Source organism: Nocardioides insulae DSM 17944 (assembly GCF_000422825.1).
GTDB classification, from domain to species: domain Bacteria; phylum Actinomycetota; class Actinomycetes; order Propionibacteriales; family Nocardioidaceae; genus Nocardioides; species Nocardioides insulae.
In genome coordinates, this window is the sequence record NZ_KE383928.1 from 890,498 (window position 1) to 910,023 (window position 19,526).

A 19,526-nucleotide genomic window follows, 5' to 3' on the forward strand; every position below is an offset into this window, starting at 1 on the left:
CGGTCGCGCCGGCCCGATCCGGCTCGGCCGCCGGGTCGGCGTCCATCGCTCCGCGTCGGCGGAGGGGAGGGAGTTCACTCGGGCGGGTCGGTGGGTCGCGGGCGGGTGATCGGCTGGGTGGGCTCGGACGGCGCGTCCACCGGGGCGGGCGCATCCACCGGGGTGGGCGCATCCACCGGGGTGGCCTGGGTGGCTGCCGGGGCATTCACGGGGTCGAGCGGGTCGCCGCCCGCGGCGCCCCCTCCACGCCCGGCGGGACCGCCGAAGGATGGCGGGTCGGCGCGGAAGGCGACCACGGCGATCCAGCCGGAGAGTGCGCCGAGGGCGAGCACCAGGATCAGCAGCCCCAGTCTCAGATCGAAGGAGAGCAGCAGGACGAGGCAGACCAGGGCGACCGCGGCGGCGACGTACTTGCCGGCGGGATAGCGCTGGGTGAGCGCCACCAACCGCTCATAGCCCTGCCGGGCGACGCGGCGTCGGCCCACCGCCCCCTCGTCCCGGCCGAGGAACAGGGTGGCCAGGGCGACCAGGAGGGCGAGCACGATCAGGGCCCGGATGAGGCCCCGCAGGTCCGCGGTGAGGAGTTCGATGCCGGCCTCGCCGGCGGCGGCAGAGCCGACGGGAAGCGCGTCCACCGCGATCGAGCGTCCCACCGCGATGCCGACCAGGGTGAGCGCGAGGATCCCCGCGGCGCCGAGCGCGGTCCAGCGAGCGGCCCGCACGTGGCGTCGGGCGAGTGCGATCCCCGCGACGATCAGCAGCAGGGTGAGCAGGGGCAGCAGCCGGCCCCAGCGGTCGATCAGGTCGTAGCCCTGCTGCACGGTGGCGAGCTGCTCGATGTCGGCCAGCGGGATCACGATGTCGACGGTGGGCAACAGGTCAGCGCCCGGGATGCCGGCCTCCTGCAGGGCCAGCTTCACCGCCTCAGTGAGCGTGGACAGGCGCAGGTTGAGCTGGCCCTCCTCGGCCGCGAGGGCACGGTCCGCGGCGGCGGGGTCCTCGAGGATCTCGGCGAGCTGGGTGTGCACCTCGCGCAGCGAGGTCTCCCACGCCTCCGCGAACTCCGGGCTCTGCACGACCCGGGCCGCCAGGTTCGTGACCGCGGTCCGCAACCGGTCGCGCAGCGGCTCGGCGATCAGGGGCAGCAGGGTCTCGGTGAGCCTCGGGGGGACCCCGAGCTCGTCGAGACCGGCGGCGGCCCTGCCGGGGAGATCCTGGGCGGCCACGAAGGTCGTCACCTGCGTGACCATCTGCTCCTCGATCAGATCCTGGACCGCCGGGTCCTCGGCGAGGGGGGCCAGGGTGTCGACGAACGAGTCGGTGTCGGTCACGACGTCACGGGTCCACCAGGCGACCGTGGACGCGGGAACGGCGATCACTGCGATGACCAGCACCACTGCGGCGAGAACGGATCGGATCGTGGCGGTCACCGGCTTCTCCTTCAGATCAGGGTGCCCGCGACGATCGGGCTTTCGTCAACCTACCGCGAGCAGCCGGCGGCGGCGACGAGCATCTGGGCCGGGTCGGACCGGGGAGTCCTGTGGCGGGCACGGGCCGGGTCGGGCAGGCTACCGCCCATGTCGATCGTCGCCGTGTCCGGTGCCTTGCTCTACGTCCTCGACCTGGCGATCAAGGTGCTGGCCCTCGGGCTGGTCCCCAAGAACCGCCGGCCCTCCAGCGGGATGGCGTGGCTGCTGGTCATCATGCTGGTCCCGGTGATCGGCATCATCGTCTTCTGGATGCTCGGGCTCACCCGCCTGGATCGCAAGCGGCACGAGCGTCAGCGGGTCCTCAACGATCGGGTGATGGCCAACACCCAGGACCTCATCGCGCGTGAGGAGGTCGGCGGCGCGCTGCCGCCCGACGCGCCGGCGTACCTGCCCTCGCTGGTGGCGCTGAACGAGAACCTCGGCGGGCTCCCGGTGGTGGCCGGCAACCGGATCGACTTCTTCGGCGACTACAGCGGGTCGATCGACGCGATGGCTGCGGAGATCGGGAGGGCGACCACCTTCGTACACGTCGAGTTCTACATCACCGCCTGCGACCGGGTCACCGAGGGCTTCTTCGACGCCCTCGACGCCGCGGTGGCGCGCGGGGTCACCGTGCGGCTCCTCCTCGATCACGTGGGCTCGCGCGGCATCCCCGGGTACGACAAGCTGGTGGAGCGACTGGACGCGTCCGGGATCCAGTGGCGCCCGATGCTGCCGATCCGGCCGCTCAAGGGCGAGTTCCGCCGCCCCGACCTCCGTAACCACCGCAAGATCCTGGTGGTCGACGGTCTCAGCGCCTTCACCGGCTCGCAGAACCTCATCGAACCGGGCTACAACAAGCCGAAGAACCACAAGGCGGGGCGCGAGTGGGTCGAGCTCACCTGCCGGGTGGAGGGCCCGCTGGTCAACGAGCTCGACGTCGTCTTCGCCACCGACTGGAACACCGAGACCGGGGAGACCCTGATCGACGAGCTCGCCGTGATCGCCCCGCGCGCCGGCGACGTGGCCGGGCAGATCATCCCGAGTGGCCCGGGGGTGGTCGCGGAGAACAACCTGCGCGCCTTCACCACCCTGATCTACGGTGCCCGGCACCGGATCTCGCTCACCAGCCCCTATTTCGTGCCCGACGAGTCCCTCCTGTACGCCGTCACGACGGCCGCCCAGCGTGGTGTCGAGGTGGAGTTGTTCGTCAGCGAGGAGAAGGACCAGTTCATGGTCTTCCACGCGCAGCGCTCCTACTACGAGGCGCTGCTGCGGGCCGGCGTCCGGATTCATCTCTACCCGCGGCCCGCCGTGCTCCACTCCAAGCACATGTCGATCGACGACGACGTCGCCCTGCTGGGGTCGAGCAACATGGACATGCGTTCCTTCGCGCTCAACTACGAGGTCTCGACCCTGTTGTTCGGGGGAGACGTGGTGGCCCGGATGCGGGCGGTGGAGGATCGCTACCGGGAGTTGTCCCGCGAGCTCACCCTGGAGGACTGGTTGGGGAGGTCGCGGGGCGCGGCCTACGTCGACAACGTCATGCGGCTCACCTCCGCACTCCAGTGAGTCCGCCGGTGAGCGGGAGGGGGACGGTGTGACCGAGTCCAAGGGACCGCAGCTGCGCTTCTTGTCGCCCCGGTGGCAGCGGCGGCTGGACTGGGCCGTCGCCAGGGGACGGTGGCTCTCGTCGTTCCTCCGGGTGGTCGACCCGAAAGCGCCCTACCTGTGGCGGATCGTCCAGGGTCACGTGATCGTGGACTTCCGCGACAGGTTGATCATCATCTCCGGTCAGGCCTTCGTCGCGCTGATCCCACTGCTGATCGTGATCGCCTCCGCGCTCTCCGCCAACGGCGCCGCCCAGTTGGCCGAGCGCTTCTCCGAGCGGTTCGGACTCGACCAGGCCACCACCAAGGAGCTGATGGCCCTCTTCGACCCGCCCCCGGAGACCACGAGCTACATCGGCCTGTTCGGGCTGATCCTGATGATGGTCTCCGTGGCCAGTCTGGGGCGCGGGATCCGACGTACCTTCGAGAGCCGCTGGCGGATGGAGCCGGCGATCGGCAGTCGGTCGACCATGCTGAGCCTGCTGGGGGTGGGTCTCCTCGTGGTGATGGGCGCCAGCATCGCCTTCGTGGCACGGGCCTACCGCGAGGTGCTCGGCGGACTGCCCGGCGTGGTCCTGGTGCAGTTCGTCATCTCGGTGGTCCTGTGGGTGCTCTGCATCCTGTTGTTCACCAGCTTCCGGGCCACCTGGCGACTGGCCCTGCCGGGGGCGATCTATGCCGCCGTCGCCCAGATCGTGTGTGGCTGGGTCGTGCAGATATACATGCCCCGGCTGATCGTCATCGACGTGATGCGGTACGGCGCGATCGGCTTCTCCTTCGCGCTCATCTCCTGGCTGCTGGTGGTGGCGGTCATGGTCGCCTCCATCGCCGTGGTCAGCGGCGAGACCGCCACCGAGATCCGCCGTCGCTGGCCCAGGGGCGACGGCGTGCCCCGCTCAGGCTGGGCCGGGGTGATCGGCCGGTCGGTTGCGGAGAAGGAGGATGGCGGCCAGGGGGTAGAGCAGGACGGTGGCCGCGCCGGCCCCGACCAGGAGTGAGGCGTTCTCCGCCGTCATCTCATCGGCGGCCACGGCGACCGACGTCACGGCCACGATGATCGGCAGACCGGTGGCGGAGAAGAAGGAGACCGCGAGCGAGTCACGCGCGTCCAGCAGGTCGGGCCCGAAGCGGCGGCTGGAGAAGAAGACGGGGAGGCCCCGGCAGATCAGGATGGTGAGCACGATCGCGGCGAAGGCGCCGAGGTTGGCGGTGATGGCGTGCGGGTTCACGGCCATGCCGGAGGTGACGAAGAAGATCGGCACCAGCAGACCGAAGGCGATCCCCTCCAGCCTGCTCTCCAGGTGCTCGTCGCCCTCGGGGAGCGCGAAGCGGAGGATGAATCCGGCGGCGAACGCCGCCAGCACGATGTCGAGATCGAAGGCCGCCGCCACCGCGATCAGCGCTACCAGCAGGAGCATGGTGAGGCGCACTGACGTCTGAGCAGTCGTCTCCGCGCCGGCGCGGACGACATGGATGAGTTTCGAGGTGCCCGAGCGCACCCGCATGGACGGGATGGCGAAGAGGATCGCGATGGCGGCGAAGCAGGCGAGCACGATCGCCGATTGGACCGGGCCCCGCGAGCCGAGCAGCAGCGCGATCGCGAGGACGGGGCCCAGTTCGCCGTACGCCCCGTGCCGGAGCACGTGGACGCCGACGCGGGACTTCATCAGGCCGTTGTCCTTGAGAATCGGCAACAGCGTGCCGAGGGCGGTCGAGGTCAGGGCGATGGCCACCGCCAGCTGGCTGTTGAGCAGGTTGGTGACGTCGAGCAGTTCGAGCAGGCAGAACGCCGTGATCAGGCTGGCCACCCAGGTGACCGCGGCCGATCGACCGACGCGGCCGGTGATATCGCGCGCGTCGATCTCGAAGCCCGCGAGCAGGAACAGCATGCCGAGACCGAGTTCGTGCAGCAGGTCGATCGCCTCGTCGGAGTGTGCCAGTTCCAGCCCGAACGGCCCGATCAGCATGCCGCCGACCAGGAGCAGCACCACTTCGGGCACCAGCTTGCGGGGGATCAGGCCGGCGAGGAGCGGAGCGAGCACGCCTACCAGAGAGATCCAGAACAGCGCGAAGACGGGATTGTCCACGGGAGCTCCTCGCGATGGTCACGCACCACGGACTGGCGCGATCGGATGTCGACCGGCCGACGATACCGACCTGGGGGAAACCCCGAGCGCGGCCCGCGGTGAACTCCCCGCTGCGGCCTACCGTGCGGCAACCCCCGATGGGGCGTTCCTGGTGCTAGCGTCCGGGCTGCTGGGACGCTCCGCCCGGTCCGAGAGGCACCTCGCTCACCAGTGACGTGTCGCGCGGCCGGGCGGCCCCATCCGCCCACCACGAAGAAGGAGACCCCAGCGTGAGTTTCTGGGACATTATCTGGTTCATCATCGTCACGTTCGCGTTCGTGGCCTACCTGATGGTCATGTTCACGATCATCGCGGACCTGTTCCGTGACCGCGAGCTGTCCGGCTGGTGGAAGGCGGTGTGGATCATCTTCTTGATCTTCGTCCCCTTCCTCACCGCACTCATCTACCTCATCGCCCGCAGCAAGGGCATGGCCCAGCGCCAGGCCCAGTCCGTCGCCGACGCGGTCGAGGCCCAGCAGGCCTACATCAAGCAGGTGGCCTCCGAGGGTTCTTCTCCGGCCGACCAGATCGCCTCGGCCAAGAAGCTGCTCGACGACGGTGCGATCACCGCCGAGGAGTTCGACGCGCTCAAGGCCAAGGCCCTGAGCTGATCGCCCCTCCGCGCCGGTGAACCCCGGCGCGGCGCACCACCACGTCGATCGCCGTACCTCCGGGTGCGGCGATCGATGCATGTGCGGACGATCCGCCGGCCGCTGGGTCAGTCCCGGTGGGCAGTTGGCTCCCGATGGCTGCGGATCACCGCTGACCCCGTCCGAGACGTGACCGGGCGGGCAACCTGGTCGTAGCACGCCGGCAACATGGCTGCGGCACGCTGTTCCCATGTTGTGGCGCGTGCGTACGACGCTCCCGGATCGCCCCGGCGCGCTGGCCGTCCTGGCCGCGCGCTGCGGCGAGGCGGGCGTCAACATCCTCGGTCTGCAGATCTTCCCCGGGATCGAGGAGGTGACCGACGAACTGATCCTCCGGACGCCGGAGCAATGGACGACGGCCGAGGTGGGCGCGCTGCTCGACTCGGCCGGGGGACGGGCCGTGGTGGCGCTGCCGTGCACCGAGTCCGCGTTGACCGATCAGCCGGCCCGCTATGTCCAGGCCGCACGGGCACTGTTGGCCCGGCCCACCGCCTTCCCGGAGATCCTTGCCGACCTGTTCGACGCCGAGCCGGATCCGGTCAACGGTACCGGCCACGACACCCTCGAGGTGACCCTGCGCGACGTCACCATGCAGGTGCACCGCGCGGCGCCGTTCACGCCGACCGAGCGCGCACGGGGTGAGGCGCTGGCCGCCGTGGTGGACGTCGTACTCTCCCGTGCCCCGAGCCAGGGCACGGGATCGGTGACCACCACCGTCGCCGCGTCGGGGCGAGGCGAGGTGGAGCACCTGGTCGGGGTCGACTCGGTGAGAGCACTGATCGGGGGCGAGGTGGTCGGTACGGCGTCGGTCGGCGCGGTGATCGGCCGTGATCTGGACGGCGGGGAGGTGCGGGACGTGGACCTGAGCGTCGAGACCGGCTGGCAACGGCAGGGGATCGGCTCCGGCCTCCTGCTCGCCGCCGCCCGGCTCGCCCAGTCCAAGGGGGCCGCGGAGGTGCGCCTGGTCACCTGGGCCGGCAATCCCGCCGTCCTGCCGATGACCCTCGGGGCCGGCCTCCGCGCCCGGATCCGGATGTCCGGAGACGAACTGGTCGTCCGGCTCCCGGTGAGCGATCTCCGACCGCTGCGGAGCTGATCCGCGGCGCTCTCCCGGGCGGTGCTGTGGGGCCGCTCACAGCACCGCCGGCAACGTCGGGGCAGCCCTTCTCACGCTGCTCGCGACGGTTCGGCGCTGGTGGCGGATCGCCGTAGGATCTGGTCATGGAGATCCCGGAGAAGTTCGCGACCCTCGGCCTCACCTACGACGACGTGCTGCTGCTGCCGGGTTACTCCGATCTGGCCCCCGACGAGATCGACACGACCTCGCGTCTGACCCGGGAGATCTCGCTGCGGGTGCCGCTGGTCTCCGCGGCCATGGACACCGTCACCGAGTCCCGGATGGCGATCGCGATGGCCCGTCAGGGTGGCCTGGGCGTGCTGCACCGCAATCTCTCGATCGCCGATCAGGCCTACCAGGTCGACCTGGTCAAGCGGACCCAGACCGGCATCATCCCCAACCCGGTGACGATCGGGCCCGACGCCACCCTCGAGCAGCTCGACCAGCTGGCGGGGGAGTACCGCGTCTCCGGGTTCCCGGTCGTCGACGCCGACAACCGGCTGCTCGGCATCATCACCAACCGCGACCTCCGGTTCACCCCCGTGGCCGAATGGGCCCTCACCAAGGTCGACGAGGTGATGACCCCGATGCCTCTGATCACCGGCCACGCCGGCATCTCCCGCGAGGATGCCGCCGCGCTCCTGCGCCAGCACAAGCGCGAGCGGCTGCCGCTGGTCGACGACGACGGCCGCCTCACCGGGCTGATCACGGTCAAGGACTTCGTGAAGTCCGAGCAGTTCCCCAACGCCTCCAAGGACGACCAGGGCCGGCTGCTGGTCGGTGCCGCAATCGGCTACTTCGGTGACGCCTGGGAGCGGGCCACCACCCTGATCGAGGCCGGCGTCGACGTGCTCGTCGCCGACACCGCGCACGGCAACGTCCGGATGCTCATCGAGATGGTCAGCCGGCTCAAGTCCGATCCCGCCACCCGCCACGTCCAGGTCATCGGCGGCAACGTCGCGACCCGCGAGGGCGCCCAGGCCTTCGTCGAGGCCGGCGCGGACGCCGTCAAGGTGGGCGTGGGCCCGGGCTCGATCTGCACCACCCGGATCGTCACCGGCGTCGGCGTGCCCCAGATCACCGCGGTGTACGAGGCCGCGCTGGCCGCCCGCGCGGCCGGCGTACCCGTCATCGCCGACGGCGGCATGAAGCACTCCGGTGAGATCGGCAAGGCCCTGGTCGCCGGTGCCGACACCGTCATGCTCGGCTCGCTGCTGGCCGGCTGCGAGGAGTCGCCGGGCGATCTGGTCTTCGTCAACGGCAAGCAGTTCAAATCCTACCGCGGCATGGGCTCGCTCGGGGCGATGTCCTCGCGTGGGAAGAAGTCCTACTCCAAGGACCGCTACTTCCAGGCCGAGGTCACCAGCGACGACAAGATCGTCCCGGAGGGCATCGAGGGGCAGGTCGCCTACCGCGGCCCGCTGGCCACCGTCGCCCACCAGCTCATCGGCGGCCTTCACCAGACCATGTTCTACGTCGGTGCCCGTACCGTCCCGGAGCTGCAGGAGAAGGGCCGGTTCGTCCGGATCACCTCGGCCTCGCTCAAGGAGAGCCACCCGCACGGCGTCCAGATGACCGTCGAGGCCCCCAACTACAGCGGCTTCTGAGCCGCGGCGACCGGTCGCGGCACCCGGGCGACGCTGGCCTGACCGATCCAGCCCGGCACGTCTCGCCGGGCTGCGGTGGGCGCCTCGATCCCGACCAGGTCGGTGCGGAGCGCCTGCTCCCAGCTCTGGTCGCCGCGCCAGATCTCGGTGAGGGTTCGCAGTGAACAGGTGAGCCGGGCGTCGATCTCGTAGCCGGGGTCGAAGTCGCACACGTCGGCCGAGCCTTCGGCGACCACCAGCCACCAGTGTGAGTGCCGGTCGGTCGCATCGTTCAGGTCGAACTCCACCACGGTACGACGACGCGGCCACGCATCCAGCGGGAGCGAGCGCCGGATGTCCCATAACAGGAGGTGCGGGTCGAGGTCGGCCTGACCGAGCTCGCCGATCCAGCGCACCCCCCACGCGTTGAGCGCCTGGACCACCGGCTCGAGCTCCCGGCCGCTCGGGGTCAGGTGGTACGACGTCCGCCGGCCGGACTCGTCCCGGCGTACGATCCCGGCCCGTTCGAGCGTGCGCAACCGCTTGGACAGCAGCGCCGGCGACATCTTGGGGACGCCGTGGCGCAGCTCGTTGAAGTGGGTGCTGCCCAGCAGCAGTTCGCGGATGACCAGCAGGGTCCAGCGCTCGTCGAGCACCTCCATGGCCTTCGCCATCGGACAGAACTGGCCGTAGGACGCCATCCTCACTCGCCTTCCGGAGCGCGGTCCCGGACCCGGACCCGCTCGTTCTCAGTAAACGCGGGGTCCGCAGGGGCGGCAAGTACAGATGCAGTACCTGCGCCGCTACAGACTTCGCACTTTCGCGGTGCATCCGGCGGCGGGAGGCTCGGATGGTCAGCACGAGGCAGCTACCCGAGGAGAAGACATGTCCACCTCACCGACCACACCGGCCGGCGTCGCGCCGGACCTCAAGGCCCGGCATCGCGCGATGTGGGCGTCCGGCGAGTACGCCCGGGTCGCCGACGGCCTGATCCCCGAGCTCGGCGACGTCCTGGTCCGGGAGACCGGGGTCGGGGCGGAGGACCGGGTGCTCGACATCGCGGCCGGTACCGGCAACGCGGCGATCCGTGCCGCCCTCACGGGCGCGGACGTCGTCGCCAGCGACCTGACCCCCGAACTGCTCGCCGCGGGGGAGCGGCGCTCCTCGGAGGCCGGCGTCGGCCTCAGCTGGGAGCAGGCCGACGCCGAGGCGTTGCCCTACCGCGATGCCGCCTTCGACGTCGCACTGTCCTGCGTCGGCATCATGTTCGCTCCCTTCCACGAGCGTGCCGCCGGCGAACTGTGCCGGGTGGTGCGCCCCGGTGGACGGATCGGGCTGATCAACTGGACCCCGGAGGGGTTCATCGGGCAGATGTTCGCGGTGATGAAGCCCTACGCGCCCCCGCCGCCCGAGGGCGCGACCCCGCCCCCTCGCTGGGGCGATGAGACCCATGTCCGGGAACTCCTGGGCGACCGGGTCACCGATCTGCGGGCCGAGCGGAGGACGGTCGCCATCGACGCGTTCGGGAGCGGCGCGGAGTTCCGGGACTTCTTCAAGAGCTACTACGGGCCGACCATCGTGGCCTACCGGGCCAACCAGGACGACCCGGCGCGGGTCGCCGCGCTCGACGAGGCCCTCGCGGAACTCGGCGACCAGGCCCTCGTGGAGGGCCGGATGGCCTGGGAGTACCTCCTGATCACGGCGCAACGCGCCTGATCCGGCGCGGCTGGCATCGGCGGCGGGCCCGCCTCCCGAGACGGACGGGTTCGCCGCCGACCCACCACGGGCAATATCCTGGCCGGGTGAGTGACATCGAGATCGGCCGGGCCAAGCGCGCACGACGTGCCTACGCGTTCGACGACGTGGCGATCGTGCCCTCCAGGCGCACGCGTGACGTCGAAGAGGTCAGCACCGAGTGGCAGATCGACGCCTACCGGTTCGACCTCCCGGTGCTCGCGGCGCCGATGGACTCGGTGATGTCGCCGGCCACCGCGATCCGGCTCGGCCGGCTCGGCGGCCTCGGCGTACTCAACCTGGAGGGCATCTGGACCAGGTACGCCGACCCCGAGCCGCTGCTGGAGGAGGTCGCCGCGCTGCAGGGCGTCGACGCGACCAAGCGGCTCCAGCAGATCTACACCGAGCCGGTGAAGGCCGAGCTGATCACCCAGCGCCTGCACGAGGTGCGGGAGGCGGGGGTGACCGTCGCCGGTGCGCTCAGCCCGCAGCGCACCAAGGAGTTCGCCAAGACGGTGGTCGACGCCGGCGTCGACATGTTCGTCATCCGCGGCACCACGGTCTCGGCCGAGCACGTGTCCAGCCAGGCCGAGCCGCTGAACCTCAAGGAGTTCATCTATGAACTCGACGTGCCGGTCGTCGTCGGCGGCTGCGCCACCCACCAGGCCGCGCTGCACCTGATGCGCACGGGCGCGGCCGGCGTCCTGGTCGGCTTCGGCGGTGGCGCCTCGCACACCACCCGCAGCGTGCTCGGCGTCGCCGTGCCGATGGCCTCGGCGGTCGCCGACGTGGCCGCTGCCCGGCGCGACTACCTCGACGAGTCCGGCGGCCGCTACGTCCACGTCATCGCGGACGGCTCGATCGGCCGGTCGGGTGACATCGCCAAGGCGATCGCCTGCGGGGCGGACGCGGTGATGGTGGGTTCCCCCTTCGCCCGCGCCACCGACGCGCCCGGCCGGGGCTTCCATTGGGGCGCCGAGGCGCACCACGCCGACCTGCCGCGCGGTCAGCGGGTGGCGTTCGACCCGGTGGGCAGCTTCGAGGAGATCCTGTTCGGGCCCTCCCACACCGCGGACGGCACGATGAACCTGATGGGCGCCCTCAAGCGGTCGATGGCCACCACCGGCTACACCGAGCTGAAGGAGTTCCAGCGCATCGAGGTCGTCGTCGGCTGATGATGGGCATGGGCGAGTCGGTCGTCTCCACCTGGGCCAGCGGACTCGACGGCGTCCCGCTGGAGGCGCGCAACGTCAATCAGCAGCACGCGGCCGCCGGACTGGTGGCGCTGCCCGCCGCCGTGGCCGCCTTCCGCCAGGGGGGCGTCGAGGACGACCTGCGGGCCCTGATCGGCCGGGCGCTGCCGGGCGCCTCGGCGCAGGCGGCCGCGGAGCTGGTCGCCCGGGTGGGGCCGGCCGCGGTCGCCGAGGTGCTCGCCGAGGCCCGGTGCTCGGTGATGACCGAGGTGGCCGAGACCCCCGGCGACAGCCTGATCAGCGCGCACGACGCGGGCCGGATCCTGATCGCCCTCGCCGAGGGCCGGCTGACCGACCCCGAGGACGCCGCCGAGCTGGAGCGGCTGATGCGCGAGCACGATGAGCGCGACGGCCTGCCGCTCGGACTGCCGGCCGATGTCACGGTCGCGAATGTGATCGGCGGCTCCGACGGCGTCCGGCACGACATCGCCCTGGTCCGTTCCGGCGAGCGTCCTCCCACCGTGATCTGCCTGCTCACCTCCGGCCTCGACGAGGACGAGGCCGAGGTCCGAGTCGGCGAACTGGCCCGCTACCTGTGGGACACGCTGCCCCGCTGACGTTCTGTGTCTCTCGGCCGAGGCACCACCACCCCGGCCGCACCACCCCGGTCGGAGGTTGCCCGGTCACTCCTCCGGGTCGACGCCGAGCAGGCGGAGGAACATCGCGGTGAGGTCGGCGATGATCTCGGTACGACGGGTCGGGTCCTGGGTCACCAGCGGGGCGAACTGCGCCACCATGCCGCCACCGGCGCGGGCGACGGCGTCGGGGGAGGCGGCCGGGTTCGCACGGCCCTGCGCGGCCAGTCGGGCGACGTACCCGGCGGTGCGGCGCCGGGGGAGGTCGTGCAGTTCCTCCCACAGTGCCGCCATCTCCGGGTCGCTGAGCGACTGGTGTTCGAGCACGGTGATGAAGGCCAGGTTGGCGGCGTAGGCATCGAGGTAGGCGGCGTTGGTGGCCTCCGCGACCGCGCGCACGTCGTCGGGGTCCAGTCCGGTGAGCTCCTGGGCGGCGACCATCCGGTCGCGCACGTGCTCGGCGACCACCGCGAAGGCGGTGCCCTTGTCGGCGAAGTAGACGTAGAAGGTCGCCCGGCTGACGCCGGCCTCGGCGGTGATGTGGGCGATGGTGGTGCGGGCGTAGCCCTCGCGGGAGAAGACCCGCTGGGCGGCGTGGACCAGGCCCGCGCGGGTCTCGCTCTCGGCCCGGTCGCGCTTCTCCCGGGTGGCCCACGGTTTCGATGCCGCCATATGCCCACCATCTGTTGACGTTGACGACAATGTCAACAGATAGTGGTGACCGGCGTCACGTCTGTGGGGCCGACGCAAGCTCGTGCCTGGAGGGCCCATGGTCACTGTCCTGATCGCCAACCGCGGTGAGATCGCCGTTCGTATCCACCGGGCCGCCCGGGCCGCCGGGATGCGGACGGTCGCGGTCTGTACGCCGGAGGACCGGGACGGCCTGGTCGTCCGGCTGGCCGACGAGGCGCACGTCCTGGACGGCGTCCGCGGCTATCTGGACGCGGAGCGGCTGGTCGAGGTGGCCGTCGGGGCGGGCTGCGACCTGGTGCATCCGGGCTATGGCTTCCTGAGCGAGAGCGCCGATTTCGCCCGCCGGTGCGAGAAGGCCGGGCTCGGCTTCGTCGGACCCGAACCCGACGCGTTGGCCCTGCTCGGCGACAAGGCCCGGGCCCGCGATCTCGCCGTCTCACTCGGCATTCCCGTCCTGCCGGCCACCGGTGCCGGCTCCCGGCTCGAGGAGGCCGAGACGTTCCTCGCCGGCCTGGGGGACGGTGCTGCGGTGATGGTCAAGGCGGTCGGCGGCGGTGGCGGACGCGGCATGCGGGTCGTCGACGCGGTCGCCGACCTGCCGGCCGCGTGGGAGCGGTGCGCGTCGGAGGCCGAGCGCAGCTTCGGCCGCTCGGAGCTGTACGCCGAGCAGTACCTCCGCCGGGCGCGGCACATCGAGGTGCAGGTGATCGGCGACGGCACCGGCGAGGTCGCGCACCTGCACGACCGTGACTGCTCGGTGCAGCGCCGCCACCAGAAGGTGGTCGAGGTGGCTCCGTGCGTGACGCTCTCCGAGACGCACCGGGCGCCGCTGCTCGACGCGGGGCTGCGGATCGCCCGGGAGGTGAGGTACGCCGGCTTGGGCACGGTCGAGTTCCTGGTCGACGCCGAGGATCCGGAGAGGTTCTACTTCCTCGAGGTCAACCCGCGCGTGCAGGTCGAGCACACCGTGACCGAGGCGGTCACCGGAGTGGACCTGGTGGCCGCGCAGTTGAGCATCGCGACCGGGCGCACCCTGGCCGAGCTCGGGCTGCGCCAAGACGAGCTGCCCGCGCCGCGTGGCGTCGCGGTCCAGCTGCGGGTCAACCTGGAGGAGCTGCACCCCGACGGCACCGCCCACGCCGTCGCCGGGGTGCTCACCGATCTGGAGTTGCCGCACGGCCCGGGGGTCCGGGTCGACACGCACGCCCGAGCGGGCATGGAGATCACCGGCAGCTATGACTCGCTGCTGGCCAAGGTGATCACGCACGTGCCCGACGCCGATCTGGCCCGGGCCGCGAGCGCATCCCTGGACAGCCTGCAGATGCTGAGCGTGGGCGGTGTGCCGAGCAACGCCGAGGTGCTGCGTCGGATCCTCGCCCACCCCGACTTCGCGGCCGGGTCGATCACGACCTCCTTCTTCGACGACCACGTCGCCGAGCTGGTCCCGGAGCCGAGGGTTCGGCCGGACGTCGACGCGGCGGAGGGGGAGGTGCTCGCGACCTTCCTGGGCACCGTCGTCGACGTGCTGGTCGAGCCCGGCGACGAGGTGGCCGCGGGCGACCCGGTGATCGTGCTCGAGGCGATGAAGATGGAGCACGTCGTCGCGGCGCCGGTCTCGGGTCGGATCGAGGAGCTCGGCGTCGCGGCCGGAGACGTGGCCAACGCGGGGCGGCTGTTGCTCCGGCTGGTCCCCGACGAGGTGCAGGTCGACCGGCGCGACGAGCGCCGCGAGATCGACCTCGACCACATCCGACCCGACCTCGCGGACGTCCTCGAGCGCCACGGGCACGGCCTGGACGAGGCCCGGCCCGAGGCGGTCGCCAAGCGTCGTCGTACCGGCCACCGCACCGCCCGGGAGAACATCGCGCACCTGTGCGACGGGGACAGCTTCGCCGAGTACGGCGCCCTCACCGTCGCCGCCCAGCGGCAGCGCCGTTCGCTGGAGGACCTGATGGTCAACACCCCGGCCGACGGCATGATCACCGGTGTCGGGCGGGTCAACGGCGAGCGCTGCGCCGTGCTCTCCTACGACTACATGGTGCTGGCTGGCACCCAGGGGTACTTCAACCACCGCAAGACCGACCGACTCCTGGAGTTGGCCGAGCAGCAGGGCCTTCCCGTCGTCCTCTTCGCCGAGGGCGGCGGCGGCCGCCCCGGCGACACCGACATCGCCAAGGCCTCCGGGCTCGACGTCCCCACCTTCGCGACGATGGGCCGGCTCAACGGTCAGGTGCCCTCGGTGGGGATCACGACCGGGCGCTGCTTCGCCGGCAACGCCGCGCTGCTCGGCTGCTGCGACGTCGTCATCGCGACCCGTGACGCCAACATCGGGATGGGCGGCCCGGCCATGATCGAGGGCGGCGGGCTGGGCGTCTACCGTCCCGAGGAGGTCGGACCGACCTCGGTCCAGGTGCCGAACGGCGTGATCGACATCCTGGTCGAGGACGAGGCCGAGGCGGTCGAGGTCGCCCAGCGCTACCTGTCCTACTTCCAGGGACCGCGCGCGGAGTGGGAGGCCGCCGACCAGCGGCTGCTGCGGCACGCCATCCCCGAGAACCGGGTCCGCGTCTACGACGTACGCACGGTGATCGACCTGGTCGCCGACACCGACTCGGTGCTCGAGCTGCGCCCGGAGTTCGGCGTCGGCATCATCACCGCCCTGATCCGCCTCGAGGGTCGGCCGATGGGCCTGATCGCCAACAACCCGGCCCACCTGGGCGGCGCGATCGACACCCCGGCGGCCGACAAGGCAGCCCGATTCCTGCAGTTGTGCGAGGCCCACGGTCTCCCGGTGCTCTCGCTGTGCGACACCCCGGGCTTCATGGTCGGGCCCGAGGCGGAGGAGACCGCCACGGTGCGGCACTTCAGCCGGTTGTTCGTGACCGGTTCGAAGCTGAGTGTCCCCCTCACCACGGTGGTGCTCCGCAAGGGCTACGGCCTCGGTGCCCAGGCGATGGCCGGGGGCAGCTTCAAGGTGCCGGCGGCCACCCTCGCCTGGCCCACCGGCGAACTCGGCGGGATGGGCCTGGAGGGCTCGGTCAAGCTCGGCTTCCGCCGCGAACTGGAGGCGATCGAGGACCCCGAGGAACAGAAGCGGGCCTTCGACGACCTGGTCGCCGACGCCTACCTGCGCGGCAAGGCGGTCAACGCCGCCCAGGTCTTCGAACTCGACGACGTGATCGACCCCGCCGAGACCCGCCGGCGCGTGCTCGCCGCGATGCCGGAGACCGTGCCGGAGCAGCGCCGCCGCTTCATCGACACCTGGTGACCCGCCCGCACTTCTCCCGAGAGGACCCCGCATGAGCATCGAGATCGACACCGACCGGCTGACCGAGTTGGAGACCTACCTCGCCGACCTGCGCCCGCGACAGGCGCGGGCGCGACCGGCGGGCACCTCGTCCGAGCCGGTCCACCCGCTCGGCGAGCTCACCCTGCCCGAGTACGTCGACCACTGGGCTCAGCATCGCCCGGACCGGACCGCGATCGCCTTCGAGGGCCGTGACCTGTCCTGGGCCGAGCTGGCCGACCGGGTCGCCCGTCTGGCCGGTTGGTTGGAGTCGGTCGGCGTCCGGGCCGGCGACCGGGTCGCGGTCTTCATGCCGAACGCGCCGCAGTTCGTGATCACGATGCTCGCCTCGCTCCGCCTCGGCGCCGTGCATGTGCCGGTCAACCCGATGTTCCAGACCGCCGAACTCGTCCACGAGCTGGCCGATTCCGGCGCCCGTGTTGTCGTCACCTTCGACATGCTCGCGCCGATGCTGGCGAGCGCGCTGGGTGCCGACGGGGTTGTCGTCGAGCGGGTCGTGGCCACCGGTCCCAGGGAGCTCGCCGCCGACGGTACGCCGCCCGGGCCGGTCGACCTGGCGATCCCGGTGACCACCTGGGCCGAGGCCCAGGACGCCGCGCCGGTGCCGGTCCGCGGTCGTGACCTGGACGCGCTGGCCGCGCTCAACTACACCGGCGGCACCACCGGTCTGCCGAAGGGCTGCGAGCACACCCAGCGGCACATGGTCTACACGGCGGCGTCCACGGCGGCCGGCACCGGCAAGGATGGTGAGACCCGGTTCGTCGCGGTCTGCTTCATCCCGATCTTCTGGATCGCCGGGGAGAACCTCGCCGTCCTCAACCCCATCCTGCTCGGGGGCACCGTCGTCCTGCTGCCGCGCTGGGAGGCCGGGGCGGCGCTGGACGCGATCGAGACCTACGGCGCCACCACCATGGTGGGCACCGTGGAGAACTATCTCGAGCTGATGGATCGCTCCGACCTCGGCGAGCGGGACCTGAGCAGCTTCGAGGACCCGATGGCGGTCTCCTTCGTGCGCAAGCTGACCCCCGACGTCCGCGCCCGGTGGCACGACGCGGTCGGGGCCCACTCGGTGCTCCGGGAGGGCGCGTACGGGATGACCGAGACCCACACCATGGACGCCACGCCGTACGGGATGCACCTGGGGGACCGCGACCTCCGGGAGGAGCCGGTCTTCTGCGGCGTACCCGTGCCGGGCACCGACATCGCGGTCGTCTCCTTCGAGACCGGCCGGCCGCTGCCGCTGGGGGAGGCGGGCGAGATCATCGTGCGCAGCCCCTCGGTGATGACCGGCTACTGGAACAAGCCCGAGGCCACCGCCGCCCAGTTGCGGGACGGCTGGCTGCACACCGGCGACAACGGCCGGATCGACGAGGCGGGCTGCCTGCACTACCTGGGTCGCGACAAGGACATGATCAAGGTCAAGGGGATGAGCGTCTTCCCGGCCGAGGTCGAACTCCTGCTCTGCGGCCACCCGGGGGTGCGCACCGTCGCGGTCGTGGCCGCCGCACACCCGGAGAAGGGGCAGGTGCCGGTCGCCTTCGTCAGCCCCAGTGCTCCCGGCGCGGTGGACCCCGCCGGTCTGGAGACCTGGGCGCGCGAGCAGATGGCGCCCTACAAGGTGCCGGTGGTCGCCGTGGTGGAGGAGTTCCCGATGACGACCACGGGCAAGATCCGCAAGGTCGAGCTGGCCGAGCGCGCCCAGCAGGTCCTCGACGCCCGCTGATCGAGCCCGAGCCTGAATACGGACGTCGCCGTCCCCCCTGCATCCCCGAACGGAGCACCGATGAGCACCCCGGAGCTGATCCTCCTCAACGCCCACGTCATCACCGTGGACGAGGCCGACACGGTCGCCGAGGCCGTGGCCGTCACCGGTGGCACGATCACCGCGGTCGGTACCTCGGCCGAGATCGGGCCGCTCGCCGGACCCGGCACCGAGGTGTTGGATCTCGGCGGGAGGACGGTCGTGCCCGGCTTCGTCGACGCACACAGCCACGTGTCGATGGGTGCGCCGTACATCAGGCATGCGGCCCTCCAGCCGCCGCCGGTCGGCGGGGTCCGCACCGTGGCCGACCTCCTCGCCAGGCTGCACGAGGCGGCGGAGCGCAATCGGCCGGCGGCCGGTGAGTTCATCGTCGGCTGGGGCTATTACCCCGACGAGATGGAGGACGGTGGCGAGCTGACCGCCGAGTTGCTCGACCGGGAGTTCCCCGACCACCGGGTGGCCGTCGCGCACGTGTCCTCGCACGGTGGCGTGGTCAACTCCCGGGTCCTCGCCGACCGGGGCTACGGCCCCGGGTTGCCGGACCCGCGCGGTGGCACGATCGTGCGCAAACCCGGCACCGACATCCCGAACGGGGTGCTGTGGGAACGGGCCTGGATGCCCCTGGTGACCTCGCTGCTCGACTTCGACGACGCGGCGCTGGACGCGATGCTCGCCGAGTACGCCCGGTGGGGGATGACGACCGTGCAGGACGGCGCCGCGAGCCTCGCGCAGGTGCGCAGGCTAAGGGAGCGCGCGGAGTCGGGACACCTGCTCGTGGACGTACGTTCCTTGGTGATCTTCACCGAGCTCGAGGCGGGCATCGACTCCGGCCTGATCGGCACCACGACGGGCGGTCACACCGTGCAGGGCGTGAAGCTGATGCTGGACGGGTCGCCCCAGGGGCGGACCGCCCACGTCACCGAGGAGTACCTCGCCGGCGGGCCGGGCGGGGAGGTGCACTGGCACGGCATCGAGGTGCTCGACCAGGCCACGACTGACCGCCTGGTCGAGGTGGCCTATCGCCACGGCGTCCAGGTGTTCGCGCACTGCAACGGGGACGCGGCGATCGACCAGCTCGTCGCCGCGCACCGGGCGGCCGTGGCCGCGGGTGCGACCCCGCCCGGCCGCACCGTCCCGATCCACTCCCAGGTGATGCGCCCGGACCAGCTCGACGACTACGTCGCGGAGGGCTTCGAACCGTCCATGTTCACGGTGCACACCCTGCTCTTCGGCGACACCCATCTCCGCAACCTCGGCGAGAAGCGCGCCTTCGGCATCTCCCCGATGCGCTCGGCGATCGACCGGGGGCTGCGGCCCACCAACCACTCCGACTACCCCATCACCCCGATCAACCCGCTGCTGCTGTTGTGGAGCTCGGTGGCGCGCACCTCGACCGGCGGGGTCGTGCTGGGGGAGGAGGAGCGGGTCACCCCGATGGAGGGCCTCCGGGCGCTGACGATCAATGCGGCCTACGAGCACCGCACCGAGCAGGACCGCGGCTCGATCGAGGTGGGCAAGCTGGGCGATCTCGTGGTGCTGAGTGCCGACCCGCTCTCCGTACCGGTGGCCGAGATCCGTGAGATCGAGGTGCTACGCACGTTCAAGCGGGGCGTCACGGTGCACGGCGCCCCCGCGTGACCGCCC

The 19,526-nt window shown here is 71.4% G+C and carries 15 protein-coding genes; 11 read left to right on the plus strand and 4 right to left on the minus strand.

The window, feature by feature from the left end; translation table 11 throughout:
- Window positions 1-74: 74 nt before the first annotated feature.
- A complete protein-coding gene (locus tag G515_RS21605; RefSeq protein WP_036555558.1) occupies window positions 75-1,430 on the minus strand; it encodes a hypothetical protein in 1,356 nt (451 codons plus the stop codon).
- 147 nt (window positions 1,431-1,577) lie between these two features.
- Between G515_RS21605 and cls the strand changes: the two genes are divergently transcribed.
- Both cls and G515_RS0114355 read left to right on the plus strand, forming a co-directional pair.
- Entirely contained in the window at window positions 1,578-3,041 is a 1,464-nt protein-coding gene (gene cls / locus G515_RS0114350) for a cardiolipin synthase (protein WP_028660688.1), read from the plus strand.
- Window positions 3,042-3,069: 28 nt separating this feature from the next.
- Window positions 3,070-4,077, plus strand: coding sequence for a YhjD/YihY/BrkB family envelope integrity protein (locus G515_RS0114355; RefSeq protein WP_028660689.1), 1,008 nt, complete (start codon window positions 3,070-3,072; stop codon window positions 4,075-4,077).
- Here the strand turns inward: G515_RS0114355 and G515_RS0114360 are convergent.
- Complete coding sequence (locus G515_RS0114360; RefSeq protein WP_028660690.1) at window positions 3,976-5,166, minus strand: cation:proton antiporter; 1,191 nt, start codon at window positions 5,164-5,166, stop codon at window positions 3,976-3,978. The two genes, G515_RS0114355 and G515_RS0114360, sit on opposite strands and share 102 nt — an antisense overlap.
- A 269-nt stretch (window positions 5,167-5,435) precedes the next feature.
- On the opposite strand from G515_RS0114360, the gene G515_RS0114365 reads away from it, so the two are divergent.
- The 3 genes from G515_RS0114365 (at window position 5,436) to guaB (ending at window position 8,579) form a co-directional block, all read left to right on the plus strand.
- A complete protein-coding gene (locus G515_RS0114365; RefSeq protein ID WP_028660691.1) occupies window positions 5,436-5,816 on the plus strand; it encodes an SHOCT domain-containing protein in 381 nt (126 codons plus the stop codon).
- Window positions 5,817-6,045: 229 nt separating this feature from the next.
- Window positions 6,046-6,951 carry a GNAT family N-acetyltransferase gene (locus G515_RS0114370; protein ID WP_036555559.1) on the plus strand — a complete coding sequence of 302 codons (906 nt, stop codon included), beginning with the start codon at window positions 6,046-6,048 and terminating at the stop codon, window positions 6,949-6,951.
- Between the two features lie 125 nt (window positions 6,952-7,076).
- A complete protein-coding gene (gene guaB, locus G515_RS0114375) occupies window positions 7,077-8,579 on the plus strand; it encodes an IMP dehydrogenase (RefSeq protein WP_028660693.1) in 1,503 nt (500 codons plus the stop codon).
- Here guaB and G515_RS0114380 read toward each other — a convergent pair.
- Window positions 8,564-9,259: a winged helix-turn-helix transcriptional regulator gene (locus G515_RS0114380; RefSeq protein WP_028660694.1), complete on the minus strand. Its 696-nt coding sequence runs from the start codon at window positions 9,257-9,259 to the stop codon at window positions 8,564-8,566. The two genes, guaB and G515_RS0114380, sit on opposite strands and share 16 nt — an antisense overlap.
- Before the next feature lie 184 nt (window positions 9,260-9,443).
- Between G515_RS0114380 and G515_RS0114385 the strand changes: the two genes are divergently transcribed.
- The 3 genes from G515_RS0114385 (at window position 9,444) to G515_RS0114395 (ending at window position 12,102) form a co-directional block, all read left to right on the plus strand.
- Window positions 9,444-10,274, plus strand: a complete 831-nt coding sequence (locus tag G515_RS0114385) for a class I SAM-dependent methyltransferase (RefSeq protein WP_028660695.1) — start codon at window positions 9,444-9,446, stop codon at window positions 10,272-10,274.
- 86 nt (window positions 10,275-10,360) lie between these two features.
- Entirely contained in the window at window positions 10,361-11,467 is a 1,107-nt protein-coding gene (locus G515_RS0114390) for a GuaB3 family IMP dehydrogenase-related protein (protein WP_028660696.1), read from the plus strand.
- 8 nt (window positions 11,468-11,475) lie between these two features.
- Window positions 11,476-12,102: a serine hydrolase gene (locus G515_RS0114395; RefSeq protein ID WP_169570618.1), complete on the plus strand. Its 627-nt coding sequence runs from the start codon at window positions 11,476-11,478 to the stop codon at window positions 12,100-12,102.
- A 66-nt stretch (window positions 12,103-12,168) separates the two neighbouring features.
- Here G515_RS0114395 and G515_RS0114400 read toward each other — a convergent pair whose 3' ends face one another.
- Complete coding sequence (locus G515_RS0114400) at window positions 12,169-12,792, minus strand: TetR/AcrR family transcriptional regulator (protein WP_028660698.1); 624 nt, start codon at window positions 12,790-12,792, stop codon at window positions 12,169-12,171.
- 97 nt (window positions 12,793-12,889) lie between these two features.
- Between G515_RS0114400 and G515_RS0114405 the strand changes: the two genes are divergently transcribed.
- The 3 genes from G515_RS0114405 to G515_RS0114415 are packed head-to-tail and all read left to right on the plus strand — an operon-like array spanning window position 12,890 to window position 19,520.
- A complete protein-coding gene (locus G515_RS0114405; protein ID WP_028660699.1) occupies window positions 12,890-16,081 on the plus strand; it encodes an acetyl-CoA carboxylase family protein in 3,192 nt (1,063 codons plus the stop codon).
- A gap of 31 nt (window positions 16,082-16,112) precedes the next feature.
- A complete protein-coding gene (locus tag G515_RS0114410) occupies window positions 16,113-17,843 on the plus strand; it encodes an AMP-binding protein (RefSeq protein WP_051218397.1) in 1,731 nt (576 codons plus the stop codon).
- 60 nt (window positions 17,844-17,903) lie between these two features.
- The gene (locus tag G515_RS0114415; protein WP_051218398.1) at window positions 17,904-19,520 is read left to right on the plus strand and encodes an amidohydrolase; all 1,617 of its coding nucleotides are present in this window, start codon (window positions 17,904-17,906) and stop codon (window positions 19,518-19,520) included.
- Window positions 19,521-19,526: the final 6 nt, after the last annotated feature.